Genomic DNA, 22,310 nt, shown 5'->3' with positions numbered 1-22,310 from the left:
GGTGAGTGGTCGGTACGACTCGGTCTCGATTCCGACGAACGGCAGTATGTGGCCGCAGGATGTCAGCAGTCCGCACAGTGTGATCACTGGAATCGCCCAAGTGGATCTACGCATACTGCAGGCAACTCAGCATCGCTTTGCGTACTGGGCACCTGTTCTTCGTCCGGCACGGTGGAACGATGAGAGCAGGGTGACGGCGATCATGGCCAGAAAGACTGCTGGGTAGGTGAATTGAACGGCAGCCTCGAAAGCGGGCGATCCCTCGAACATGAAGATTCCGATTGCTTTGATTCCGCGGTAATCGGTGAAGTACCAGGCGATCATCGGTGCGGTGACCGCTACCGGTGCCAGCCAGCTCCACCAGGTGCGACGGCGAATGGCGTAGTCGATGGCGACGATGGCCAGCGGTATGCACCACACCCAGTGGTGACCCCATGCGAAAGGAGACACCATCGGCGTCGCGAGGCCGCAGATCACCAATGCCAGCAACGTCTTACCTGCTTTGTGCGCGCGTGCAGCTGTCAAGAGAGCGAGGACGGCAACGGCGGCAGCAATGACAAACCAGACCATGAACGGCGGTGTGTTGCCCGGCCACAGGCGAGCCAGAGCTCCGTGAATCGACTGATTCGCCGGTGACGCGAGTGCCCCGATCCGTTCGGAGTCGACCATCGTTGCGGTCCAGAACTTCCACGAATCGGAAGGGATGATCAGGAATCCTGCTGCAACCGTGACCACGAAGGCGGCACCCGCGGTGAGCGCCGCGCGCCATTGTCTGACGGCCAGCAGATGGAGGACGAAGAACGCGGGAGTCAGCTTGAGCCCTGCAGCAATTCCCACACCGACACCGCGGAGACGACTGCCCTCAACTCGGTTGAGATCGAACAGAACCAACACGAGCAGTAGCAGGTTGATCTGTCCGAGCCAGATGGTCATGCGCACGGGCTCGAGCCAGGTGAACGCGATCGCCATCGGCGCGCTGACGAGATACATTCCGCCGCTGCGATATCCGAGCGACCGCCAGCTCAGGACTACCGTCGCGTAGACCAGCAGCACATTGATCGCCTGCAGCAGTGTCACGGCAGTCGTCACGGTGAGCAGCGCGAGCGGGGTGAAGGCCAATGCCGCGAACGGCGGGTAGGTAAAGGGCAATCCGATATCGAACAGTGCGAACTCGTACAGCGGCTGACCATTCAGGACCACCTCGCCGCCGTGTCGGTAGACGATGGTGTCTATTCCGTTGCCGAAGAGGCCGAACGGCACTTTCCATCCCAGGAAGTACGCATGTGCTGCGATGGCGATGCACGCTGCAAGGGTCGATCCCGCCAGCCATCGAGGACCGAAGCGATCCGGCGTCGTGTGTCCAGGTTGAATCGGAACGGACTGCGCGCGTGTGCCTTCGACGAACGACTCTTGCCCAGCATGCGTACGCGATCCAGTTTCGGTTCGTAACGGCATGTAGCTGGACGACGTCATGAAAGACACGATAGAACGTTGTGGCTGTGACCAGGGACGCGACACGGACTGACCGGTCGTTTTATGGAGCAGTCGTCACAACGCACCGGGTCCAGTCCCTGAATCGACGCCGCGATCCAGATGCACTACTTGTTTCTGGACGGGAACAAGGAATTCAGTTGGTATCGAGGATGGTTCGACGAGCCGTGTTTCTTGCCAGCCGAATCGGCTTCGGGTCCGCGTCGCACGAACTGCCCGGCTATCGAACCGATGAGTGCGATACCGAACCCCAGACATTGAAGTCCGGTCATGTTCTGTCCCAGTGCGATCCATCCGACGACTGCCGCAGTCAGAGGGCTCAGTACGCCGAGGAGTGTGATGTTGGCGGGAGGAAGAGCGCGGGCACCGCGAAACCACAGTGAATAGGCCAAGGCACCGCCTATCACTGCGAGCCAGGCATAGCCGACTACAGCCTCGGTATCGATTGCCCATGGACCGTCGTCGACGATCGGAATCAACGGAGAAATGACAATGCCGCCGACGAGTAATTGCCACGCAGTGGAATTGAGCGGGTTGGTGATGGGTGGCACGCCCCAGCGTCTCGTGAAAGTGACACCGGTGGCCATGCTGACCGTTCCGACTACTGCAGCGGCGAGACCGATTGCGTCGAGTCGGATTGTGCCCGATGTGGCCGTCAGTGCGACCCCGGCGACGGCGACGATGGCCCATCCGATCTGCACTGGGCGTGTGCGTCCCCAGTCGAACCCCGTGGATATCGCGATGATGATGAGTGGTTGCGCAGACCCGACGACTGCGGCGACCCCTCCGGGTAGTCGGTAGGCCGCCACGAACAGCATCGGAAAGAACACGCCGATGTTCAATACGCCGAGGGTTGCGGTCTTCAGTCGCCAACCCTTGCTGGGTATGCCTGGCGCGACGAGCAGCAGAAGTAGTCCGGCGGGCACCGCACGCAGGACGCTGGCCGTCATCGGCCGATCCGGAGGAAGAAGTTCGGTGGTCACCAGATATGTCGTGCCCCAGGGGATGGGAGCAAGGGCAGCAGCGGCCGTCAATCCGAGAGTCGAGGAGGCGATGTCACGCGGGAGGCGTCGACCATCGGTTGGTTGTGTCTGCGTGCGAGGTGTCCGCATTGTTGGCTCATCTCCGGGACCGGGTCCTTGAACATCTTAACGCTCAACTATCTAGTGTTGAACGGTAGGACTGCCGTGTCAGAATGTCAACAATTGAGCGCTGAAGTTTTGAAGGGTGGTTGGTCGATGGCGAACGAGGCACTCGACGCAGTGGACCGGATAGTCGAGCAATGGCAGGCCGAGCGGCCCGATGTGGATGTCAGCCCTATGGCCGTTATCGGCCGCATCAGCCGAGCAGCATCCGTTCTGGACAAGCGCACGCAGGCTGTGTTGGTCGAATTCGGTTTGCAGTCAGGTGAATTCGACCTGATTGCGACGCTCCGACGCGCCGGGGCTCCGCATCGTCTTACCGTCGGACAGTTGTTGGACAGCGCGATGGTGACGTCGGGCGCTGTTACGCACCGTCTGAACCGGCTGACCGGCAAGGGGCTGATCGAGCGAGAAATCGATCCCACCAACCGTCGGGTGGTCATCGTGCAATTGACGCCGGCCGGAATTGCCGCAGTGGATGCCGCGCTACCCGCGCACGTGGCCAACGAGGAAGCTCTGCTCAGGTCACTGAATCCGGATGAGCGAAGCCAACTTGCAGGCTTGTTGAAAAGACTTCTCCTGGACCTTCGGTGAAGGTGTGGCGATCGGTCACTCGCACAAGGCCTTCCGTATCGCGACGAACTGTGGTACTTGTTGTTCTATGAACACATTCGACGCGTCGAAAGGCGCATGAGCGCCCGTAGTCACCCCACCTCCGGTTCCAGTGCACCGAGGTGCAGATCATGAAGCTTGCCGAGGCCCTCGCTGAACGAGGGGAACTGATCAAGCGCTCCGAACGTCTGAAGGTTCGGATTCTGGCGAATGCCCGCCACCAGGACGGTGAATCACCGGCCGAAGATGCTTCGATTCTGTTGTTGGAGTACGGATCTGCACTCGATCGGCTCGAAGAACTCATACGCAGGATCAACCGGACCAACAGCACCGCGAGGATGCGGGACGGAACCATCACCGATGCGCTCGCGTCCCGCGACGTGCTGCGTATGCGGCACAGGGCGATCTCCGCCGCGGCGGACGCGGCGTCGGGACGTGATCAGGAGCGCAGGTACGGCCCGCGTCAACTGCGATCGGAGTTGGTCTACGTTGCAGCTCTTCCGGTTGCCGAATTGCGCTCTGCTGCGGACGATATCGCCCAACGGATTCGGTTGGTGGACCTGGAGATCCAACGCGTCAACTGGGAGTTCGACCTGATCGAGTAGCGCACCACATGCCGGGTAGTAGGTAGTCTTCGTTCGAGGCGAGCACGTGCCGTGGCCGGCGGTTCTCCGGTCCTTCTCCTGCGCGATGAGCGGCGTCACGGGCATTGCCCGATCACAGTGCAGCTCAGTACGATTCACGGACTACGGCGCACATAACACAACGCACTACCGTGTGCTGATCGAACGAAGACGAGGGTGGGTAAGGGGCCACCCGGCACCATGGTCTCCGAGGCTGTTGGCGGCTAGTCTGAACGGTATGAAGGCTCCATCGATATCACTGGAACGGCCCGCTCTGATCGTCGTCGACGTGCAGGCTGGGTTCGATGATTCCGACTTCTGGGGTCCACGTGACAATCCGCTGTGCGAGAGCAATATCGCTGCACTCGTTGGCTTGTGGAGATCGAAGGCGTGGCCGATCGTGTTCGTTCGACACGACTCCGACAACGCGCAGTCACCGCTGTCGCCGTCGGGTGCGGGGCACGCCTTCAAGGACATCCTCGAGGGGACACCTGATCTGTTGATCAGCAAGCGAGTCAACTCGAGCTTCTACGGCACGCCGGATCTACACGCCTGGCTTCGCAATGAAGGCATCGATCAGGTGGTGATCTGCGGAATCACCACCAATCACTGCTGCGAGACAACCGCACGGATGGCGGGAAACCTCGGCTATGACACCTATTTCGTCATCGACGCGACCCATACGTTCGATCGCATCGCACTCGATGGAACCACGGTGCCTGCCGCGACATTGTCGGCAATCACGGCAACAAACCTGCATGGTGAATTCGCAACAGTGGTTACGACGGCCGATTTACTCTAGGGTTGACTCGATTGAATTTGATACCGTTCGGTATGGGTAATCGGGCGACGGCAGGGCTGGCGGGGCCGATTGTGCTGCTGTACTTGGGCTTTTTCGCTTCGATCGCAGTGATCACGTCTCTTGTTCACGGGTTGTTCGAGTCTCGGATGAACTGGGCCGAAATCGGGTTGGGCGGAGCATTTGTGTTCTCGTTCATGGTTATTGCCGGTCTTGCTGCATGCGTGTCGGCGGTGTCGATGCTCGCCGCCTCCCCGAGGTTTCCCGGAATAGTGGCAACCCCAGGTTCCTCCGTCGGGCGGAAGGTCGAGTCGTTCGGCGCGACTGCGATCGCATTCTTGGTTCTCGCACTTGCCTTCGCCGGTACCCTCCCATGGCTCGGGATATTGGCCCCGATTGTCGCGGGGTGGGCGTGCGTGAACACACTTCGGATCTACCGGTCATTCACGTTGTCCGGACGAGCACCGGCAGCAGGGTAATTGTGAATACGCCCTAGCGCTCGAGCTGATCGCGGGCGTCATTGCGTTCAGCTACGCCTCGTCAGGCGGGTTGCGAGGAAAGGCGCGGCATCCCGACTTCTACGGCCGCGACGTACCGCACCGAGTGAAGACCCCCCCGCACCTGGGTGCACTGGCGAACAGGTTGTTCGTTCTGGTTCCGCTGGTTTGGCTATTCTCAGATTTGAATCGCAGATCAACGTCGGAGTTGGCCGGGCTGGCAGCCTACGTCTTCGTCGTCGTAATATTCGGCGGCTACCCGTTCGAGAAGGTCAAGTCCCTGTGACCGACCAGCCGATGGTAGGGGCTGTCTGCAGATGATCAGAAACTCGATCGTCTTGCTATCAAACCGCGAGCGGCGGAAATCGCAGCGACCAACGCGACAATAGCTACGGCGATGATGACTGATGCTGTATCAGCGTTCGAGCCGTTCAACGGTAACCAACACCAAGTGAGAAGGCCGGACACGAGTCCGGCCACGGTGCCGTGAAGCGAAGCGACCGAATGCGTGTTTTCCTTCGAGAGCGTTTCCCTCATCAATCGATCGGCAACTCTTGTTGCGGCAACCGCGAAGAAGCTCACGATCGCTCCCGGGATGAGGGACAGAACAACGAAGACCGTGCCGACGAGAACCACGGCTGGATTCGACACGATCGCTCGAAGATCGACACCGATGAAGGTAACGGTGAGTGCAAAAGCCAGCGAGATCGGAAACCACACTGCCGACTCACGCCGAAAGCTCGCCGGTTGTCGCTGCGCACGGTTGTGCTTGTCGCCGTCGCTACTCATGGTCGTAGTGTGACAGAGTCGGTGGTATCCCCTTCTGCATCATTTCGTACAGCACCTTGATGGCCGCGTGCACCTCCACGGGATCGACGTATTTGTTCTTCTCACGCAGTGCGCTTTCCAGCGCCTCACCGTCCTCGATGTGTTCGGGAACCAATACGTGCCAACGGTATCCATGGGGTTGCAAGCGGACACCGGCCTCGGCCAGGTAGGAATTGATGTCGTCGTTCTCGTCCTTCAAGTCGGCTTCTGTGTAGGGCTCGAACCACACTTCCGTCGGCGTTCTGCCGGGATGACCGCGAGTCACCCTGATAGGAGGGTGCGCGGCCGCGGGGTAGGGAGTTCGGTAGCACCGTCTGGGTCCGGCGACCCACGCAGTCAGCGCACCATGTCCACTCGGGATGACCGCAACGTATCGCCCGTCGGGCAGACCGTCGGGAATCTCGCCGTCGGGGTCCGCTGTCTGGAAGGTACTCCAGTACTGAGCCATGTCATCGCTCCTTGTGCGTTGCGTGAGCGAACGCGGAGATCGAACGACCCGTCATTACATGTACGCCGTGGCGATCATGGCCACGCCGACGACCGCGGTGGTACTCAGTGCCGTACCGATAGCGTTGTATGCCGCGAGGCCGTAACGTCGCCGTTCGAGCAGGCGCACGGTCTCCACACTTGCCGTGCTGAAAGTGGTGTAGCCACCGCAGAATCCGACGCCGACTATGGCCTGCACCTGTTCCGGAGCCGATCTGAACGCGACCAATCCCGCTACGATGCCCAGTGCGGCCGAACCGGTGACGTTGATCAGCACTGTGGCGTACGGAAACTGGGTCTTCAGTCGTGATCGGATGACGCCGTCGAGCACGAATCTGCTGACCGCCCCTGCACTTCCGGCGAGAACGACCCACAGCGCGATCATCGCTTCTCCTCCGCCCGGGTGCCGAACCGTTGCGCGAGAACGATGCCCGCTCCGGCCGCGAACGTTCCGATGACCACGCTGACGGTCATGTACACCGCGGCAGCGACCACACGATGATCTCGTAGCAGCTCCACGGTCTCGAGGGCGAACGAGCTGTACGTGGTGTACGAGCCGAGCACCCCGGTGCCGATGCACAGCCGGATTCGGCGTCGCCATCCCTGGTCGGGGCCGGCCAGTGCGAGGCGCTCCAGCAGCATTCCGAGGATGAACGCACCGGTGAGGTTGATGACGAGTGTGGTGAAGGGGAACGAGCCGGCGACGGCCGGGTACGCGGACTCCGCGCCGTAGCGAATACCCGTACCCACCACGCCGCCGAGAGCTACCGCCGCGATCGCTTGTGGTTGGAGGTGCAGTGGGCGTGACGAACCCGGGCTGTCGGGGTCCACCGGCATGGATCGGTCGGCGGAGGTACCGCTCTGCGTCTCGTCGAATTCGTTCATCGAACTTCTCCCTATCTGCGGACATGCGACTGCCGAGACAGGGACTGTTGTCGGTCCGAAGACCGAGGTTCGGTTACGGCGAGCCCCACCGCCGCTGCGCACCGGGGCGCGTTTTTCATCATGGCACACCTCGGTGCGGCTTCGCCGCAGTGGCGCGGTCAAGTGCCCTGGGCGGCACCTATCCGCACCACTGCCGAAGGCACTGGACCGTCGTAGCGGGCGATCGGGCGAATGATCTTGCTGTCGTGTGACTGTTCGACGATGTTGGCGCACCACCCGACCATGCGGCTGCACGCGAACGTGGGGGTGAACATCGATCGCGGAATCCCGCACAGTTCCATCACGACGCCGGCGTAGTACTCCACGTTGGCGTACAGCTTTCGATCCGGCTTCAGATCTGCGAGCGCAGCGGCGATGACCTTCTCGACCTGCACAGCCTTGTCGATGAGCTCTCCGCCCATCTCCTGCGCAGTCTCGCGCAGCATCACCGATCGGGGGTCGTCGGTTCGATACACCGGGTGCCCGAATCCCATGATTCGTTCGCCTGCCGTGATTTTCGAGCGTGCCCACACATCCGCGGATTCTATGTCGACAATCTCGTCGAGCCCGTCGAGGGCGCGATCCGGCGCGCCTCCGTGCAATGGACCGGCGAACGCCCCGATCGCTGCGCACACCGCGGACGCGATGTCCGACCCCGTCGACGCGACAACCCGTGCGGTGAACGTCGAGGCGTTGAATCCGTGATCGATCGTGGCAGTGAGGTAGCGGTCGACGGCTCGGGCGCGGTCGGCGTCGGGCACTTCACCGGTGATCATGAACAGCCAGTTCTGTGCCATTGTCAGGTCTTCGCGCGGCTCGACGGGTTGCTTGCCGGACCGAATCCTGTGCACGGCAGCCAAAATGGTCGGCGTCATCGCGCACAGGCGTAGAGCCGTGGTCCGCTTGTCCGCCTCCGACGACTCGTACAGCGGTACCGCGCCCGCGAGGCCGGACAGTACCGTCCGCAACGCCAAGAGGGGCTGCGCGGGTCCTGATTGCGCGACCGTTGTCACGGCGGCGGCGACGTCGTCCGGCAGCACTCGCAGAGGTGCCACCGCGTGCAGGAACTCGGCGCGTTCGGTCTCGCTTGGCAACCGGCCTTCGACCATCAGGAACCAGGCATCCTCGAACGTGCCCGTCAGAGCCAGGTCGATGGCCGAGTACTGGCGGTAGTGATAGAACCCCTCGTCACCTCGCACGTCTCCGATCGAGGTGGTGGTGACGACGACGTTGTGCAGCCCGCGTGGGGCTTCGAGAACGGTCATGACTGATCTCCTTTGTCCTGGTCAACCCCTACGATCCGCGTTACTGTTGATTTTTGTCAATGTTGATCCAGTCAATACGAAGGACGAGCATGACGTCGAACGACGGCCGAAATCTGCTCACCACGGCCCAGGCCGCAGCGCGACTGGGCGTCAAGCCTGAGACGGTGTACGCGTATGTCAGCCGCGGGCTACTGACCAGCACTCGACTGCCCGGGGTGCGGGGGAGTGTGTTCGACGTCGACGAGGTGGAAGCGCTCGCCGGCCGTGACACAGCCCGTCGCACCGATATCGGTGCAGTGGAACGTATTCGGACCCAGACCACACTGATCGACGACGGGCATCTGTACTACCGGGGGCGTGATGCCGTTCAACTCAGTTCTCTCTCGTTCGAGTCGGTTGCACACTTCGTCTGGACCGGTGAGCTGCTGGAAGACGTGCGATTTCATGCCGATTCCGCAGTGGTGCAACGATGTCGGCAAGCACTGGCGGCTATGGCACCGGACTGCCGCTCGATCGATCGGATACGCATAGCCGTCGATGTAGCGGCCACCTACCGCCCGCTGCGATTCGATATCGGCTCCTCCTCGGTGGTGCGCGAAGCGGGGCAGCTGCTGGCCACGGTGGGCGCGGCCCTCGGTGGGCAACCCTCGGAAGTATCGGTGACGGAATCTGTTTGGGCGGCAGTGAAGTCCGATGTATCGGATCCACGTGGACGAGTCCCGCTGCAGGCAGCGCTGGTGTTGATGGCCGATCACGGTCTGGCGGCCTCGACCCTCGGAGTTCGAGTGGCGGCGAGCACCCGTGCCAATCTGTATTCGGTTCTCGCGGCGGGACTCGGGTGCATCGACGGCCCCCTGCACGGTTCGGCTGCCGACCCCGTGTACAGGTTCTTGGCGACGGCGATCGATGATCCGGTAGCAGCTCTCGCAACACAATTGAGGTCCGGAACGCGTATCTCAGGGTTCGGTCACGTCGTCTACACCGACCGAGATCCACGTGCGGAGGAACTGCTTCGGTTGCTCCGAGATCCTGCACACGGTGCCGATTCCTCGGTGATCGCTGCCGCGGATGTCGTCATCGACGAGGTGAGCGATCGGTTCGATACTTTTCCGAATTCGGACTTTGCTCTTGCCACGTTCGCCCTTGCCTACGGACTCAAAGCGGACACACCGGAGATGGTGTTCGCACTCGCCCGAATCGTGGGTTGGACGGCACACGCGCTCGAAGAATACGAGGAGGCACCTCTGCGTTTTCGAGTGCCGGGCATCTACACGGGGACCCGGCCGGGGACCTACTGAGGCGTCGAGCAATCCACCATCGTGAAAGCGGAGCGCAATTGTGCTCGCGCGGCGTCGATCTCGGCCGGCTTTCCTGCGAGGTGGTGTAGAAGGGCCCGTTGAAATATGCCGTCGAGAAGCACGTACGCCGACGCCCGATCGAGAGAAGGTGTGGTTCCGCGAAGCTCGCAGTAACGAGCGACGACGCGCCAGATCATGTCCACCCGACGCTCTTCGATCTCCAGCACCTCGGTACGGAACGAATCGTCGAACAGGGCTTGATTCCGCAGGTCGTACCAGAGTCGATGGATGCCGGCGTCCGCAGCGAGAGTGGCGAAGTACTTGGCCTCGAAGTCCGCGTAGAGGCCCGTGGCGTCGACCGCGTTGGCCACCACCTCGTCGTAGCGGGTGACACAGATGGCCTCGTACTGGCGAACTGCGTGCGTGATGAGGTCGAGTTTGTCGGTGAAGTAGTAGTGCAGGACGCCATGCGAGAACTCGGAATTCTGTGCGATCTCGCGGAGTGAGGTGCGCGCATAACCCAGTTCGGCCAGCGTGTGCAGCGTCGCCTGCGCCAGTTCGGTTCGTTTGGACTCGAACTTGTTGCGAGCGCGCTCTTCGATACGCGCGCGCGGATCGACCGTCTGTGTCATGGTCCGGGTCCTTTCCGCGCGTAGGTCTCCCAGTGTATGCCCGACGGCGAGTTCGCGAACCACTGCATTTCGTCCGTCCTGGACAGTTGTCAAGAAAAAGCTTGACGGCTGTTCAAATTCTAGTTTACTGTGACCCACAGCACATGCCGGAACGGTGGATGCAGATGCGTCCCCTCCGGTGCTCGAACTCGACACCCAACTCGGTCCGCCGTGCGGACGGGCCATCCATGAGAGGACTTTCCATGCCAACGGACAAGCGCGTCGTCGTCTACGGTGCATCGGGATATACCGGCCGACTCATCTGTGAGTACCTGCGCGAGTACAACATTCCGTTCCTCGCAGCCGGACGCGACGAAGGCCGCGTCAAAGGCATTCTCGACGCGGTGCCCGGCATCGAGACCGTCGAACACGACGTCGTCGAGGTCGAACACACGGCCGCGGCCCTGGCCGAGGCGTTTCGTGGGGCCGAGATCGTCCTCAACACGGTCGGGCCGTTCTCTCGATTCGGTCACGAGGTGGCCCAGGCCTGCATCGAGATCGGGGCGCACTACACCGACACCACCGGTGAGCAGGACTGGATGATCGACGCCGAAACCAAATACGGTGCCGAGTTCGCCTCCCGAAACCTGGTGCTCACTCCAGGTTTGGCGCAGATGTACAGCATCGGCGAGATCGCCGCGAACATCTGCCTCGAGACACCGGGCCTGGACACCCTCGACATCGAGGTCTTCTGGAAGGGACATCCGACGGTCGCGTCGACCAATACGATTCTGACGAACGCCGCGTTCTCCAAGGCCTACTACCTCGAACAGAACGAATACGTGGAGTGGCCGGACGACGGAGTCATGCAGGTAGTGGTGCCCGGCCAGCACGACCTGGGCCTGGCGCTTCCGTGGGGCGGGACATCCCATCCGGTGTGGTTCAAGAACGACCCTCGAGTAGCGAACGCTCGCGCCCTCGGCGGCGTGATCAACAAGCCCCTCATGCTGGCGGTACCCCAAATCATCTCCGCCGCAATGGCTCAGATGGAGGGCAAGTCGGATGCAGAGAAGTACCAGATCATCGACACGGTCTCTGCCTCGGTACGAAGCGAGACACCTCCCCGGGAGAATCCGCGCATCAACACCTCACTCGACTCGGTCTACGCGTCGGGACCCCTCGGACGCGTGCACACGGTGATTCACGGCAACTGCAACTACAAGCAGACCGCACTACTCAACGCGTTCGCCGCGGCGCATCTGCTGCAGGGACCGCCGAAGAAGGTGGGCTTTGCGTCCAGCTGCCAGGCATTTGGGCATCGGGAACTGCTCGGCGTGCTCCGCGCCTTCGGGCTGGTGCTCGAACCCATCGTCACCGCGCACAGCTGAGGACTGGGCCGATGCGGTTGTCGGACTACCTCGACAAAGGGGTGTCGCTGGGCAGAGATGCCCCCTGTCTCACCATCGGTGACACCACTCGAAACTACGGCCAGGTGTACGACGACACGGTGACCATCGCCGCTGCGTTGCAGCACAACGGAATCGAGGTCGGCGATCGGGTCGCGGTGCTCTCCGCCAACGACCCGCTGGCACTGACCTGCGTGTTTGCGATTTCGCGAGCAGGGGCAGTGTGGTGCCCGATCAACCCACGCAACGAAGCCGACGAGAATCGGCAACTGTTCGATCTGTTCGGTTGTCGATTCCTGTTCTTCCAGAAAGCCTTTGCAGACCTGGTCGGTCGCATTCGCGACCAGCTCCCTCGGTTGGAATGGCTCGTCTGTCTGGACGGCGACGTGCCGGGAGCATTCTCCTACGAGCGATGGCTCGTCGAACACGGCTCCGATTCTGTGATCGACAGACGACCGGCGGACGGCCTGTGCATGATCGCCGGCACAGGTGGCACGACCGGAAAACCCAAGGGAGTGAGACTGACCGAGGAGAACATGATGACCTCCACGGCAATCGCACTCATGAGCTACCCCTTCGGTGACCGGCCTCGGTACCTGGCTCTCGCGCCACTGACGCACTCTGCCGGAGTACTGACGTTTCCCATCCTCAGTCTGGGTGGACACGTCGTTGTCATGGGCGCTCCGGACGTCGGAAAGTTCCTCTCCCTCATCGAGCAACACGGAATCACCCACGCGTTTCTTCCGCCGACCGTGATCTACGGTGTGCTCGATCATCCGGATCTCGACATCACCGACCTGTCCTCGCTGCGGTGCCTCTGGTACGGGGCCGCGCCCATGTCGCCGACTCGACTGGAAGAGGCGCTGACCCGTATCGGCCCGGTTCTCGGACAGCTCTTCGGGCAGACCGAGGCACCGAACATGATCGCCACTCTTGCTCCGGCCGAACACTTCCGTAGCGACGGTTCCATCGCTATCGAACGACTCAGCTCGGCCGGTAAGCCGACGCCCCTGACGACAGTGGCGATCATGAACGACGACGGTGGGTTGGTCGATGGTGGCGAGCGCGGCGAGATCGTGGTTCGCGGGCCTTTGGTGATGCAGGGCTATCACGAGAATCCCGACGCCACAGCCGAAGTCGGTGCACATGGCTGGCACCACACCGGTGACATCGGGTATCTCGACGGCGACGGCTATCTGTACGTCGTCGATCGTGCCAAGGACATGATCATCACCGGCGGGTTCAACGTCTACTCGGCCGAAGTGGAACAGGCTCTGCTGTCGCATCCGGCGGTGAAGGAATGCGCCGTCGTCGGGCTGCCCGACGACAAGTGGGGCGAACGCGTCACCGCCGCAGTACTTCTACGTCCTGGTCGGGATGCATCCGACACGGACCTGATCGCCCATGTGAAGGCAAAGATCGGAAGCATCAAGACACCCAAACAGATTCAGATATGGACCGACCTTCCCCGCTCGAAAGTGGGAAAGATCCTCAAGACCGAAGTGCGCAGCACCATGTCTCACTCACTATCGAAGGGAAGCACACCATGACCGAGTTCGAGGGCAAGCGAGTGTTCGTCACCGGGTCCGGAGCCGGTATCGGAAAAGCCATCTCCACGATGTTCATCGAGCGCGGTGCACGCGTTGTCGTCAGCGACATCGACGAAGGCGCAGCAGCGAAGACGGCCGAGGAGATCGGAGCTGCAGGTATCGCCAACTGCGACGTATCCGACGAGAGTCAGGTGCAGAGTGCGGTGGCACAGGCTGTCGAGATTCTGGGTGGACTCGACATCGTCATCAACAACGCCGGCATCGAAGTATCGTCACCGCTGCTGCAGCAGTCGACGGAAAGCTTCGACAAGATCTACGCCGTCAACGTCAAGGGCACATTCTTGGTGATGAAGGCCGCGATCGGCGCGCTGATCGAATCGAAGGGGAACATCGTCAACATCGCGTCGCTGGCCGGCGTCGGCGGAACGGCGTTGCTCGGTTCCTATTGCGCCACAAAGGCTGCGGTCATCCAGCTCACCCGGGTCGCGGCCATCGAGATGCGAGCATCGGGAGTGCGCGTGAACGCCGTGTGTCCCGGATTCGCCGATACCGCAATGGTCGACCGCTTGGTCCCGGACTTCGAGGCTGCGACCCAGATTCCATTCGGTGACCTGGTCGCCGCAAAACAAGGACGGCTCGGAACACCGGAGGACATCGCGGAAGTGACATTGTTCCTCGCATCCGACCGGGCGTCGTGGATCACCGGTAGCCACTACATCCTGGACGGCGGGTTGTCTGCGTCGCTGGTGTAGAGATCGAGGAGCTCTCCGTCATCCCAGGGCGACGGGGAGCAACCCTCGGGGCGTCTCGGATGCAATGTTCGCCAGCGCGTCGTCCAGCCTCGGATATCGAAACTCGAAACCGCTGTCTGTCAACACTTGTGGATCCACCCAGCGACTCTTCAAGACCAGTTCGGCCTCGGTGCGAATCACCCGTGCACCGAACCGAAGCAGCCACGCCGGTGTCGGTAGACCGTGACTGCGGCCCAGTGCATTCCGGACCTGATGCATCAGCTCTGTGTTTGTCACCGGAAACGGAGTGGCGACGTTGACGGGGCCGGAAATTCCTCGGTTGTCGTAGAGATGATCGAGAACCTGTGCAACGTCTGCGACGTGCACCCAGCTGAACATCTGACCGCCGTCGCCCATCGTGCCGCCGAGTCCGACTCGTGCCAGGTCGATGATCGGATTGATGGCTCCGCCACCTGCGCCCAGCACGATCGACATACGAAGCGCTACTTTCCGAATGGCTACATCAGCGTCGAACAATTCACGTTCCCACGCGCGAGCTACCTCGACCGAGAAGCCCGACCCCAGCTCGCCGGATCGTTCGTCCATCGGCCGATCACGGGAATCGCGATAGATCGTTCCGGTGCTCGCGTTGACCCACAACTCGGGTGCGGTGTTGACGTCGGCCAGGGCACGGCCGAGTTGGGCCGTCGTCTGGATACGCGACGACATGATCTCGTCTGCGTTCTTCTTGTTGTAGCGACAGCTCACCGAGCGGCCTGCGAGATTGACGACCAGATCGGCACCGTCGAGAACATCGACAATGCTGCGATGGTCGGACCACGTTGCATCGCTGGATGTTCCGCGCCCGATGGTCTTGACTTGGATATCGCGTTCTTCGTAGTGGCGACGCAGATACCGGCCGATGTAGCCGGAGGCACCGCAGATGACGACAGTCGCTGGTGAATCGTTCACTGGTCCAACCCTTCCGAAGAGGTCATTCGTTTCAGGAGACCGGCCACGTCGGTGACCAACCCCCGCGCCACGGGGAGACGAGCAAGGCGCACGGCCTTGGATACGACGGGCACGAGCCCGTCGACCAGTGCGCGAGTGCGTCGCTGGTTGTTCGAGGAGTCGGTTACCCAGTGCAGAGTGACTCCCATATAGATCATCCAGAGCAGTGTCGGGAGAGCGTCTTTCAGTGACGCCGGAACCTTCTGTTTCGACGCGCTCAGGGTGATTCGCATGAGATCGATAGCCATGGATCTGGCGTCGGACGATTCTTCCGAGAACGGACTGGAACTTGTGCTCGTCGGCAGCGCCAAATGCAGGAAGGATCCACCGAACGCGTGATAGGGCTCCATCACGTCCAGGCCGGAATGCACTACGGCGGCCAGATTTTCGGAGAGCGATCCGCCGTCGACGAGAACGCTGAGCGCGCGCTCGCGATGATCGCGCTGAATCACCATGTACAGCTCGTTGACGAGCTCATCCTTGCCGGCGAAGTAGTAGTAGGCATTGCCGAGTGACACACCCGCTTCGTCGGCAATGCGACGCATCGTGGTTGCTTGAAACCCCTCCTCGCGAAAGAGGCGTAGAGCTACCTCGACCACCTTGTCGCGAGTCTCGGACGTGCGAGCCATGGGTTCGCCTCATTTCTGAACGTGTTCAAATTTGACCATAGACCGGTGTTTGAACATGTTCAAGTCCCACGTGTGTGGCTAGGTTCGTGCACTCACAACTTCGGCACAGGTCCGATTTCCGGCAGAACGTCGCGGCCCGTCGTCGTAGTGTCGCTGCTATGAATCCAGAACTCGTTGTGGCAAGTCGACACGTCAGTCGAGTCATAGGGCGCACACCCGAGGAGGTGTACGAGTTCGCAGTCAATCCCGCGAACTTACCCAGATGGGCAGCAGGATTGGCGAACAGTCCCGTGACCATCGACGGCGATCGACTCATTGCTGAATCGCCGATGGGGCAGGTGACAGTCCGATTCGTGCCACACAACGACCTCGGTGTCCTCGATCATGACGTGACGTTGCCGTCAGGGACGGTGGTGAACAATCCCGTTCGAGTACTGAGCCATCCGAACGGCGCGGAGATTCTGTTCACGGTCCGCCAGATCGAACTCAGCGATGAAGAATTCGAACGCGATCTCGACATGGTCGCCGAAGACCTGAAGAGACTCGCGGAGGTGTTGGAAGCTCAGTCCTCCTGAGTGGGTCTCATCATGGCGGTGGGGTCGACGCGATCGAATACTCGCTGCACTGCGCGCATCGGGTGAGCAGATCATGTGTGCACGAGACGACGTGCGTCAGAAAGCGCTCGGCATGGTCGAGTTGAGCTTGTTGCCGTCGTATCCGAGCCAGTTGTTCCTCGATGACTGCGGTTCGTCCGAGCTCGTCTCGATGAAGTATCAGGCGAATATCGGCCAAGCTGATCCCGACGCCCTGGCATGCTTGCAACACCCGTAGTCGTCGCACATGTTCCGCGCTGTAATCGCGGTGGCCCGACGGTAGGCGTTCGGGCACAACAACACCCACGTCGTCCCAGTGTCTCAGGACATGGGTAGGAACGTCGAGCTCCAGGGCGACCTCTCCGATCTTCACCGTGCCGATGATTGCACATTGACTTCAGGTCGACCTGAGGTTCTAGGGTCCAATCGTATGGACGCAAGCAGACTCGATCTACCGGAGCCCATCTACGTGTCTGTTGGCGGCACGACCGTCGCGACCTACGAGCTGAAACCCGACCCAGCGAAACCATCCGCCGATGTGGTGTTCTGCCATGGAACACCCTGGTCGGCCCAGGTGTGGGCGAAGGCCGCTTGCCACCTCAGCGCTGGGCATTGCGTCTACCTGTGGGACATGCCCGGATACGGAAGGTCCGCACAGGGATCCGATGTGCGGACCGACCTACCCACCCAGATGCTGCGTTTCGCGATGTTGCTCGACCACTGGCGGTTGGAGCGGCCCTTCGTCGTCGCACACGACATCGGCGGTGCCGTCGCCCTGGGTGCCCATCTGATACACGGACGCGACTACGGCCGTTTGTACTTGTGGGACGTGGTGACCCTGGACCCGTGGGGTCCGAATTCTTCCGGCTCGTCGCGGACAACAGTGACGTTTTCGCTGCCTTGCCGGCCTCCCTACACAAGGCGTTGGTCTCCGAATACGTTGCAGGAGCATCACATCAGCGGCTGGACCCAGACATCGTGGCGATGTTGACCGAACCCTGGATATCCGACGAGGGTCAGCCTGCGTTCTACCGACAGATTGCCGAACTGCGGCCCGAGGACACGCGACCGATCGTCGACGCACTTCCCCGAGTCCGCTGCGATAGCTCCATCGGATGGGGTCAACAGGACCCCTGGATTCCCGTCGACCAGGCATTTAGACTGAAACAGTTGTTGCCGGGACAATCGAATGTGATCACTCTTCCGGGTGTGGGGCACCTGGCACCGCTGGAAGCTCCATCACTCGTGCAACAAGCCTTGGACACATGGTTGGGTTGACATCGTTCTCCGAGGTGGGGTGGCCGCGCCTCGTGGATACTGGGTTCCGTGGTGCTGAGACGAATGGGGACGTCCCTTATCGGAGGCAGAGGGGCCCAGTGGGTTCGCGAGCTGAACGAGCGACACCCATGGAGTCACAACGACTACTTCCACAGTTGGATTCTGGCGAACTTGCCCCAGACGCGCGGTACTGCGGTCGACTTCGGTTGCGGACGAGGTGGCCTGGTGCGTGCCCTGGCTCCCCATTTCGATCAGGTCACCGGGGCAGACCGGGACTCGGAGATGCGCCGAATCGCCGAGATCACCTCTGCCGACGTGAGCAATGTGTCGATCACAGATCGCCAACTCGATTCCTGGGCAGACGATTCGATCGATCTTGTGACCATGGTCGCCGTCCTGCATCACCTCGACATGGACGACGCATTGCGTCATGTCAAACGAATTCTTGCGCCGGGCGGACGCGTGCTCATCGTCGGGCTCGCGCCACCGCGAAGCGCACGAGATCTGCTGTGGGACTCCGTCTCCATCGTCACTAATCCGCTCATCGGATTTCTGCACCGCCCGTGGCCTAGCCCGGTTACGGCACCGCCGGCACCGTTCCCGGTGAAGGACCCGGTGCTGAGCTTCGACGAGATCGGTCACATCGTGAAGAAGCGGCTCCCGAGCGCGATCATGCGACACCGCATAGGGTTTCGGCACACAATCGAGTGGACCAAGCCGGGTGGGTAGTCACACCCACGGTGCTCGACGTTCCCACCACGGCATCGTTCTGGACCGGTCGAGCTCTACGGTCACGTCGCGGTACCGCTGATCCAATCGAGCTACCGCGACGCGTAATCGGTGGGCACGACGCCCGTCGCGTCGCATGAGTCGTTCCAGTGCGTCGCGCGGCCCGTCGCCGAAGAAGTGGCCGTCGCATCCGGGACAACCCGTGAATCCGGCCAAGATCGACACCCGATTGTCGAACAACGCTCTGGGCTTCTGGTCGACGCGCGCTTCGAGATACTCGACTCGCCGACGCCACTGCGCCAGATATTGGAGTGCCCAACCCTCGGTCCGCGTCGTACGCGGCCTGTGTGGGTTCACCAAGAGGAAAGGGTCGTGGCCCTTTCGTTTGAAAGTTTCACTGTATGCGCCATATCGGAGGCGGGCCGAGGAGTTGTGCGTGGATGGATATTCGGCAACGGTACCCCAACTGTCCACGCCACGAGAGTCCTCCTGTATGCGGATACGTGTCTGGATCGACTGACCTCAGCGCCCACAATTCGCATCCAGCGACGGCAATTCGCTTCCGGAGCCGAATAGTGGACGCTGAGGTCAGTGGCCTCCGGGTAGGCCGATACCCGGACAGCTAGTGCGGTTCTGCGAGTGTGCCGATCGGTGTCGAACTTCCAGTTCGGTCGATCCACACCGCGACACCATCGAGGAGGCTAGGACTCATGAAGCCGCCCTCGTCACCCCACGGCCAGGCGGTGTGCTCTTCGGCCACTTGCAGTTGAACCAAATCTGCCATGGACACCAGCGCCTCGTCGACGTTGGCGTCGACCTGCGCACCGTAACCATTGCCGCCGAGGCCACCTGGATCGCTCCCCTCCACGGTGACGGCACTCTCGAGCCACACCGCACCCCCATCGGGGTCGTACATGGCTGCCCATTCGATGTGCTCGATGCGCAAACCGTGTTGACGCACCTGCAGGTCATGGCCGAGTCGTTCCAACGCACTCAGCCACGGTTCGGGCAAGGTCGACGATGTGACTCGGGCTCCGTCCAGTGGGGTCCAGCTACCGGTCAACACACGCTCACGGTGCTCGAGGAATGGGTGCATCGTCCGAGTATGCCCCTGCGCTATTCCTTCCCCTTCGAGGCCGAGCAATGCAGTATGTGAGGAACTTGGATGCTGCGAGAGGACGAGCTGAGTGTGGGATGCGCGTAGTCCGGGCGTGCTCCAGTTGCCGTCGGGCAATCTCGTTCGTGGACGCGCCTTGCGCGATCCGATGCCCGGCGGCCCACGGCCGGATCTCGGGGTCTACCTGCAGGGCAGGGATCCCGGCGGATTCGACTGGGACAGCCGATGGGTTCGTTGGCCCGACTTCTGGCTCCCGTCCGACTCGACGGAGCTCGGTGTTGTACTGCGAGAAGCATTGCGACGCTGCGCAACCGAGAGGGTCGAGATCGCCTGCACCGGTGGGACGGGGAGAACTGGCACAGCACTGGCGTGTCTTGTTGCACTCGACGGTGTGCCCGGCAGTGCAGCCGTCGACTACGTCCGGCGACACTACTCGCAACGGGCCATGGAAACGCCCTGGCAGAAGCGCTTTGCGAAGACGTTCGTGAAACCGGGTTCTCTGCTCTGAGCAGAATCCCCGACACCTCATGGAAACGAGGCCTAGGCTCCGATCATGGGCGAGGTCATACGAATCGATGAGCGCCGAGCAGCGCGCGCAGTGGAACCGTTGTGGCGTGAAGTGGTCGGCCGGAGGTTACGCGAGCGCAGGCACGCCCGCGGCGACACTCTGGCCGAGACCGCTGCCCGCGCAGGCATTGCGCCGCAGTACTTGTCGGAGGTCGAACGTGGCCGCAAGGACCCGTCGAGCGAAATCCTTGCGGCCGTCGTCGGTGCGTTGGGCACATCGATGGCGGACATCTCACGCCTAGCGCATCACGACCTGTCGCGAGGAGATGCGACGTTGATGGCTGCTTGACGCCCCTCGAGAACCTGGTCGACGACGCCGTACTCGCGGGCGGCCGAGGCCGTCAACACCAGATCGCGGTCGGTGTCATGGCGAAGCCTCTCGACGTCGCGTCCCGTGTGTTTCGCGAGGATCGATTCCATCTCGGCCCGGACTCGGACCACCTCGTCTGCCGCCAGAATCAGGTCGGGAATGGTGCCGCGTCCCTGCGCCGCAGGTTGGTGCAACACGACCCGACTGTGGGTCAGCGCAGAGCGTCGCCCCGGTGCCCCGGCAGCGAGTAGCACTGCACCAGCTGCAACGGCTTGGCCCACACACGTTGTGGCAACCGGTGATCCGATGAACTGCATGGTGTCGTAGACGGCCAGCATGGCGGCCGTGTCACCGCCCTCGCAGTTGATGTACATCGAAATCTCCTGATCGGGGGAGTCGGCCTCCAAGTGCAGAAGTTGCGCGATCATCGCGTTCGCAACACCTGCATCGATTCCGGTTCCGAGGTAGACGATGCGCTCACTGAGCAAATGCGAATAGACGTCGACGACGCGTTCTCCGCGCGAATCTCGCGTGATCACATTGGGAATCGTGTACGTGCTCATCGTGCCAGCTCCATTCCGAAGGACACCCGTCGCGCAGGCATGACCTGATCGAACGAGTCGACGATCGCATCGACGAACCCGTAATCACGGGCAGCCTCAGCAGTGAACCAGCGATCGTGCAGAGAGTCGTCGAAGATCTGCTCACGTGTTTGTCCCGTGTCGTCGGCGATCAGGCCGAGCACCGTATCTCGGGTATGACGCAGATCGTTGGCCTGCACCTCCACTTCGACGGCCGACCCTCCGATGCCCGCCGAGCCCTGATGCATCAGAATCCGTGAATGCGGCAGGGCGTACCGCTTTCCTCGCGTGCCCGACGACAGCAGGAATTGACCAGCGCTGCAGGCCAATCCGAGCGCGAGGGTCGAGACGTCGCACGGGACGAGGCGCATCACATCGCGGATGGCAAGCATTGCGGGAACCGATCCGCCTGGAGAATGAATCCACAGGGCGATGTCGGCCGAGGAATTCTCGGCGGCCAACGTCAGCAGATGAGTGGTGAGGACGGTGCCGTTGTCGTCGTCGAGGGGGCCGTCGAGCACCAGGACTCGGTGCCGTAGGAGTTGGTTGCGGAGTTCGGGCGGGAACATTCGAGGCGATTCGCTCATGAGTCGAGTGTGAATCCGAATTCGCTTGCACACCAGTTGTTCTGCTGTGGGCAGCGACTCTGCTCTCAGCTGCGTCGGCCGCCGAGGGACAATGGTGAGATGACTGCACTCGAGTTCTCCGAATCCATCGCCGTCGCTGCGTCGGTCGACGACGTGTACGCCGTTGTCTCCGACGTCACCCGTACGGGTGAATGGAGTCCGATCTGCCAGGAGTGCTGGTGGAACGAATCCGATGGCGGTGGCGTCGGATCTACGTTCACCGGCCGCAACGTGGTGCCGGGTCGCACATGGGAAACGGTCTCGACAGTGGCTGCAGCCGAACCCGGCCGCGAATTCGCCTGGGTGGTGGGCGACAACTTCGTCCGTTGGGGTTACACCCTCGAGTCGGTGGACGGTGGCACACGCCTGACGGAGAACTGGAACTTCCTGCCTGGCGGCATCGCCCACTTTCACCGCAAGTTCGGCGACGACGCGCAGCAGGAAATCGACACTCGAAGCCGAGCGGCACTGGACGGCATCCCGCGCACCCTGGCGGCAATCAAGCGAATCGTGGAAGCCGAGGCCTGATTGCTGCCGGTCGGGTGCGCTGACTGTCCACTATTCGAGGCCTATGACGGAATCCCGCCTTTCGACGCGAATTGTGGA

At 61.8% G+C, this 22,310-nt stretch carries 29 protein-coding genes; 14 read left to right on the top strand and 15 right to left on the bottom strand.

Features of this window, described 5'->3' with window-relative positions:
- Window positions 1-126: 126 nt before the first annotated feature.
- Both CH305_RS05015 and CH305_RS05010 read right to left on the bottom strand, forming a co-directional pair.
- Complete coding sequence (locus CH305_RS05015; RefSeq protein ID WP_256983543.1) at window positions 127-1,473, bottom strand: glycosyltransferase 87 family protein; 1,347 nt, start codon at window positions 1,471-1,473, stop codon at window positions 127-129.
- Between the two features lie 125 nt (window positions 1,474-1,598).
- Entirely contained in the window at window positions 1,599-2,603 is a 1,005-nt protein-coding gene (locus CH305_RS05010) for an EamA family transporter (RefSeq protein ID WP_094702965.1), read from the bottom strand.
- Between the two features lie 93 nt (window positions 2,604-2,696).
- Between CH305_RS05010 and CH305_RS05005 the strand changes: the two genes are divergently transcribed.
- The 4 genes from CH305_RS05005 (at window position 2,697) to CH305_RS04990 (ending at window position 5,146) form a co-directional block, all read left to right on the top strand.
- Window positions 2,697-3,227: a MarR family winged helix-turn-helix transcriptional regulator gene (locus CH305_RS05005; protein ID WP_230592692.1), complete on the top strand. Its 531-nt coding sequence runs from the start codon at window positions 2,697-2,699 to the stop codon at window positions 3,225-3,227.
- Between the two features lie 149 nt (window positions 3,228-3,376).
- Window positions 3,377-3,850, top strand: coding sequence for a DIP1984 family protein (locus tag CH305_RS05000; RefSeq protein ID WP_094702993.1), 474 nt, complete (start codon window positions 3,377-3,379; stop codon window positions 3,848-3,850).
- Window positions 3,851-4,106: 256 nt separating this feature from the next.
- Window positions 4,107-4,670, top strand: coding sequence for a cysteine hydrolase family protein (locus tag CH305_RS04995; protein WP_094702964.1), 564 nt, complete (start codon window positions 4,107-4,109; stop codon window positions 4,668-4,670).
- 11 nt (window positions 4,671-4,681) lie between these two features.
- On the top strand, window positions 4,682-5,146 hold the full coding sequence (locus CH305_RS04990; RefSeq protein WP_143545241.1) for a hypothetical protein: 465 nt from the start codon (window positions 4,682-4,684) through the stop codon (window positions 5,144-5,146).
- A gap of 339 nt (window positions 5,147-5,485) precedes the next feature.
- On the opposite strand, the gene CH305_RS04980 is transcribed toward CH305_RS04990, so the two are convergent.
- The 5 genes from CH305_RS04980 to CH305_RS04960 all read right to left on the bottom strand — a co-directional run bounded on the left by CH305_RS04980 (window position 5,486) and on the right by CH305_RS04960 (window position 8,667).
- Complete coding sequence (locus tag CH305_RS04980) at window positions 5,486-5,953, bottom strand: hypothetical protein (protein WP_094702961.1); 468 nt, start codon at window positions 5,951-5,953, stop codon at window positions 5,486-5,488.
- Window positions 5,946-6,440 carry a DUF5956 family protein gene (locus tag CH305_RS04975; RefSeq protein ID WP_094702960.1) on the bottom strand — a complete coding sequence of 165 codons (495 nt, stop codon included), beginning with the start codon at window positions 6,438-6,440 and terminating at the stop codon, window positions 5,946-5,948. The genes CH305_RS04980 and CH305_RS04975 overlap by 8 nt, the downstream gene beginning before the upstream one ends.
- Before the next feature lie 54 nt (window positions 6,441-6,494).
- Window positions 6,495-6,863, bottom strand: a complete 369-nt coding sequence (gene crcB / locus CH305_RS04970) for a fluoride efflux transporter CrcB (RefSeq protein ID WP_094702959.1) — start codon at window positions 6,861-6,863, stop codon at window positions 6,495-6,497.
- A complete protein-coding gene (crcB, locus tag CH305_RS04965; protein ID WP_052077942.1) occupies window positions 6,860-7,363 on the bottom strand; it encodes a fluoride efflux transporter CrcB in 504 nt (167 codons plus the stop codon). The genes crcB (CH305_RS04970) and crcB (CH305_RS04965) overlap by 4 nt, the downstream gene beginning before the upstream one ends.
- 158 nt (window positions 7,364-7,521) lie before the next feature.
- Window positions 7,522-8,667 (bottom strand): citrate/2-methylcitrate synthase, encoded by a 1,146-nt coding sequence (locus CH305_RS04960; RefSeq protein WP_094702958.1) that lies wholly within the window; start codon window positions 8,665-8,667, stop codon window positions 7,522-7,524.
- Window positions 8,668-8,756: 89 nt separating this feature from the next.
- Between CH305_RS04960 and CH305_RS04955 the strand changes: the two genes are divergently transcribed.
- On the top strand, window positions 8,757-9,965 hold the full coding sequence (locus CH305_RS04955; RefSeq protein WP_256983542.1) for a citrate/2-methylcitrate synthase: 1,209 nt from the start codon (window positions 8,757-8,759) through the stop codon (window positions 9,963-9,965).
- Here the strand turns inward: CH305_RS04955 and CH305_RS04950 are convergent.
- Window positions 9,959-10,597, bottom strand: a complete 639-nt coding sequence (locus CH305_RS04950) for a TetR/AcrR family transcriptional regulator (RefSeq protein ID WP_094702992.1) — start codon at window positions 10,595-10,597, stop codon at window positions 9,959-9,961. The two genes, CH305_RS04955 and CH305_RS04950, sit on opposite strands and share 7 nt — an antisense overlap.
- 242 nt (window positions 10,598-10,839) lie before the next feature.
- On the opposite strand from CH305_RS04950, the gene CH305_RS04945 reads away from it, so the two are divergent.
- The 3 genes from CH305_RS04945 to CH305_RS04935 are packed head-to-tail and all read left to right on the top strand — an operon-like array spanning window position 10,840 to window position 14,284.
- Window positions 10,840-11,964 (top strand): DUF5938 domain-containing protein, encoded by a 1,125-nt coding sequence (locus tag CH305_RS04945; protein ID WP_037147013.1) that lies wholly within the window; start codon window positions 10,840-10,842, stop codon window positions 11,962-11,964.
- An 11-nt stretch (window positions 11,965-11,975) separates the two neighbouring features.
- Entirely contained in the window at window positions 11,976-13,532 is a 1,557-nt protein-coding gene (locus tag CH305_RS04940; protein ID WP_094702956.1) for a long-chain fatty acid--CoA ligase, read from the top strand.
- Window positions 13,529-14,284 carry an SDR family NAD(P)-dependent oxidoreductase gene (locus CH305_RS04935; RefSeq protein ID WP_032405470.1) on the top strand — a complete coding sequence of 252 codons (756 nt, stop codon included), beginning with the start codon at window positions 13,529-13,531 and terminating at the stop codon, window positions 14,282-14,284. The genes CH305_RS04940 and CH305_RS04935 overlap by 4 nt, the downstream gene beginning before the upstream one ends.
- An 18-nt stretch (window positions 14,285-14,302) precedes the next feature.
- Here CH305_RS04935 and CH305_RS04930 read toward each other — a convergent pair whose 3' ends face one another.
- Window positions 14,303-15,235 (bottom strand): TIGR01777 family oxidoreductase, encoded by a 933-nt coding sequence (locus CH305_RS04930; protein ID WP_094702955.1) that lies wholly within the window; start codon window positions 15,233-15,235, stop codon window positions 14,303-14,305.
- Window positions 15,232-15,903 (bottom strand): TetR/AcrR family transcriptional regulator, encoded by a 672-nt coding sequence (locus tag CH305_RS04925; protein ID WP_094702954.1) that lies wholly within the window; start codon window positions 15,901-15,903, stop codon window positions 15,232-15,234. The genes CH305_RS04930 and CH305_RS04925 overlap by 4 nt, the downstream gene beginning before the upstream one ends.
- Before the next feature lie 158 nt (window positions 15,904-16,061).
- On the opposite strand from CH305_RS04925, the gene CH305_RS04920 reads away from it, so the two are divergent.
- A complete protein-coding gene (locus CH305_RS04920) occupies window positions 16,062-16,478 on the top strand; it encodes a polyketide cyclase (protein ID WP_032405472.1) in 417 nt (138 codons plus the stop codon).
- Window positions 16,479-16,488: 10 nt separating this feature from the next.
- On the opposite strand, the gene CH305_RS04915 is transcribed toward CH305_RS04920, so the two are convergent.
- A complete protein-coding gene (locus CH305_RS04915) occupies window positions 16,489-16,869 on the bottom strand; it encodes a MerR family transcriptional regulator (protein WP_037147000.1) in 381 nt (126 codons plus the stop codon).
- A gap of 57 nt (window positions 16,870-16,926) precedes the next feature.
- Between CH305_RS04915 and CH305_RS04910 the strand changes: the two genes are divergently transcribed.
- Together CH305_RS04910 and CH305_RS04905 are read left to right on the top strand one after the other, a co-directional pair.
- Window positions 16,927-17,487, top strand: a complete 561-nt coding sequence (locus tag CH305_RS04910) for an alpha/beta fold hydrolase (RefSeq protein WP_256983541.1) — start codon at window positions 16,927-16,929, stop codon at window positions 17,485-17,487.
- A gap of 458 nt (window positions 17,488-17,945) precedes the next feature.
- A complete protein-coding gene (locus tag CH305_RS04905) occupies window positions 17,946-18,503 on the top strand; it encodes a class I SAM-dependent methyltransferase (RefSeq protein WP_256983540.1) in 558 nt (185 codons plus the stop codon).
- Here the strand turns inward: CH305_RS04905 and CH305_RS04900 are convergent, their stop codons facing one another.
- Entirely contained in the window at window positions 18,504-18,863 is a 360-nt protein-coding gene (locus tag CH305_RS04900) for a hypothetical protein (RefSeq protein ID WP_143545240.1), read from the bottom strand. It abuts the gene before it with no gap.
- A gap of 262 nt (window positions 18,864-19,125) precedes the next feature.
- The gene (locus tag CH305_RS04895; protein WP_094702951.1) at window positions 19,126-19,599 is read right to left on the bottom strand and encodes a hypothetical protein; all 474 of its coding nucleotides are present in this window, start codon (window positions 19,597-19,599) and stop codon (window positions 19,126-19,128) included.
- Window positions 19,600-19,714: 115 nt separating this feature from the next.
- Here CH305_RS04895 and CH305_RS04890 point away from each other — a divergent pair, with 115 nt between their 5' ends.
- Together CH305_RS04890 and CH305_RS04885 are read left to right on the top strand one after the other, a co-directional pair.
- Complete coding sequence (locus tag CH305_RS04890; RefSeq protein ID WP_256983539.1) at window positions 19,715-20,128, top strand: protein-tyrosine phosphatase family protein; 414 nt, start codon at window positions 19,715-19,717, stop codon at window positions 20,126-20,128.
- 45 nt (window positions 20,129-20,173) lie between these two features.
- A complete protein-coding gene (locus tag CH305_RS04885) occupies window positions 20,174-20,476 on the top strand; it encodes a helix-turn-helix transcriptional regulator (protein WP_032376144.1) in 303 nt (100 codons plus the stop codon).
- Here CH305_RS04885 and CH305_RS04880 read toward each other — a convergent pair.
- Together CH305_RS04880 and CH305_RS04875 are read right to left on the bottom strand one after the other, a co-directional pair.
- The gene (locus tag CH305_RS04880) at window positions 20,434-21,060 is read right to left on the bottom strand and encodes a ClpP family protease (protein WP_032405477.1); all 627 of its coding nucleotides are present in this window, start codon (window positions 21,058-21,060) and stop codon (window positions 20,434-20,436) included. The two genes, CH305_RS04885 and CH305_RS04880, sit on opposite strands and share 43 nt — an antisense overlap.
- Window positions 21,057-21,665, bottom strand: a complete 609-nt coding sequence (locus tag CH305_RS04875) for a ClpP family protease (RefSeq protein WP_094702949.1) — start codon at window positions 21,663-21,665, stop codon at window positions 21,057-21,059. The genes CH305_RS04880 and CH305_RS04875 overlap by 4 nt, the downstream gene beginning before the upstream one ends.
- 99 nt (window positions 21,666-21,764) lie before the next feature.
- Between CH305_RS04875 and CH305_RS04870 the strand changes: the two genes are divergently transcribed.
- Window positions 21,765-22,232 carry an SRPBCC family protein gene (locus CH305_RS04870; protein WP_032405479.1) on the top strand — a complete coding sequence of 156 codons (468 nt, stop codon included), beginning with the start codon at window positions 21,765-21,767 and terminating at the stop codon, window positions 22,230-22,232.
- The last annotated feature ends 78 nt before the right edge of the window (window positions 22,233-22,310 follow it).

The organism is Rhodococcus sp. 15-649-2-2 (assembly GCF_002258645.1).
Taxonomy (GTDB): Bacteria; Actinomycetota; Actinomycetes; order Mycobacteriales; family Mycobacteriaceae; genus Rhodococcoides.
The sequence above is the reverse complement of the archived record's forward strand: the minus strand, read 5'-3'. Positions and strand labels throughout refer to the sequence as shown.

Coding starts and splice junctions, on each gene's coding strand:
- CH305_RS04920 (WP_032405472.1), top strand. CDS start 16,062: ATGAATCCAGAACTCGTTGTGGCAAGTCGACACGTCAGTCGAGTCATA.
- CH305_RS05010 (WP_094702965.1), bottom strand. CDS start 2,603: ATGCGGACACCTCGCACGCAGACACAACCAACCGATGGTCGACGCCTC.
- CH305_RS04995 (WP_094702964.1), top strand. CDS start 4,107: ATGAAGGCTCCATCGATATCACTGGAACGGCCCGCTCTGATCGTCGTC.
- crcB (WP_052077942.1), bottom strand. CDS start 7,363: ATGAACGAATTCGACGAGACGCAGAGCGGTACCTCCGCCGACCGATCC.
- CH305_RS04925 (WP_094702954.1), bottom strand. CDS start 15,903: ATGGCTCGCACGTCCGAGACTCGCGACAAGGTGGTCGAGGTAGCTCTA.
- CH305_RS04955 (WP_256983542.1), top strand. CDS start 8,757: ATGACGTCGAACGACGGCCGAAATCTGCTCACCACGGCCCAGGCCGCA.
- CH305_RS04870 (WP_032405479.1), top strand. CDS start 21,765: ATGACTGCACTCGAGTTCTCCGAATCCATCGCCGTCGCTGCGTCGGTC.
- CH305_RS04940 (WP_094702956.1), top strand. CDS start 11,976: ATGCGGTTGTCGGACTACCTCGACAAAGGGGTGTCGCTGGGCAGAGAT.
- CH305_RS04980 (WP_094702961.1), bottom strand. CDS start 5,953: ATGAGTAGCGACGGCGACAAGCACAACCGTGCGCAGCGACAACCGGCG.
- CH305_RS04880 (WP_032405477.1), bottom strand. CDS start 21,060: ATGAGCACGTACACGATTCCCAATGTGATCACGCGAGATTCGCGCGGA.
- crcB (WP_094702959.1), bottom strand. CDS start 6,863: ATGATCGCGCTGTGGGTCGTTCTCGCCGGAAGTGCAGGGGCGGTCAGC.
- CH305_RS04895 (WP_094702951.1), bottom strand. CDS start 19,599: ATGCACCCATTCCTCGAGCACCGTGAGCGTGTGTTGACCGGTAGCTGG.
- CH305_RS04875 (WP_094702949.1), bottom strand. CDS start 21,665: ATGAGCGAATCGCCTCGAATGTTCCCGCCCGAACTCCGCAACCAACTC.
- CH305_RS05015 (WP_256983543.1), bottom strand. CDS start 1,473: ATGACGTCGTCCAGCTACATGCCGTTACGAACCGAAACTGGATCGCGT.
- CH305_RS04945 (WP_037147013.1), top strand. CDS start 10,840: ATGCCAACGGACAAGCGCGTCGTCGTCTACGGTGCATCGGGATATACC.
- CH305_RS05000 (WP_094702993.1), top strand. CDS start 3,377: ATGAAGCTTGCCGAGGCCCTCGCTGAACGAGGGGAACTGATCAAGCGC.
- CH305_RS04950 (WP_094702992.1), bottom strand. CDS start 10,597: ATGACACAGACGGTCGATCCGCGCGCGCGTATCGAAGAGCGCGCTCGC.
- CH305_RS04910 (WP_256983541.1), top strand. CDS start 16,927: ATGGACGCAAGCAGACTCGATCTACCGGAGCCCATCTACGTGTCTGTT.
- CH305_RS04960 (WP_094702958.1), bottom strand. CDS start 8,667: ATGACCGTTCTCGAAGCCCCACGCGGGCTGCACAACGTCGTCGTCACC.
- CH305_RS04885 (WP_032376144.1), top strand. CDS start 20,174: ATGGGCGAGGTCATACGAATCGATGAGCGCCGAGCAGCGCGCGCAGTG.
- CH305_RS04935 (WP_032405470.1), top strand. CDS start 13,529: ATGACCGAGTTCGAGGGCAAGCGAGTGTTCGTCACCGGGTCCGGAGCC.
- CH305_RS04975 (WP_094702960.1), bottom strand. CDS start 6,440: ATGGCTCAGTACTGGAGTACCTTCCAGACAGCGGACCCCGACGGCGAG.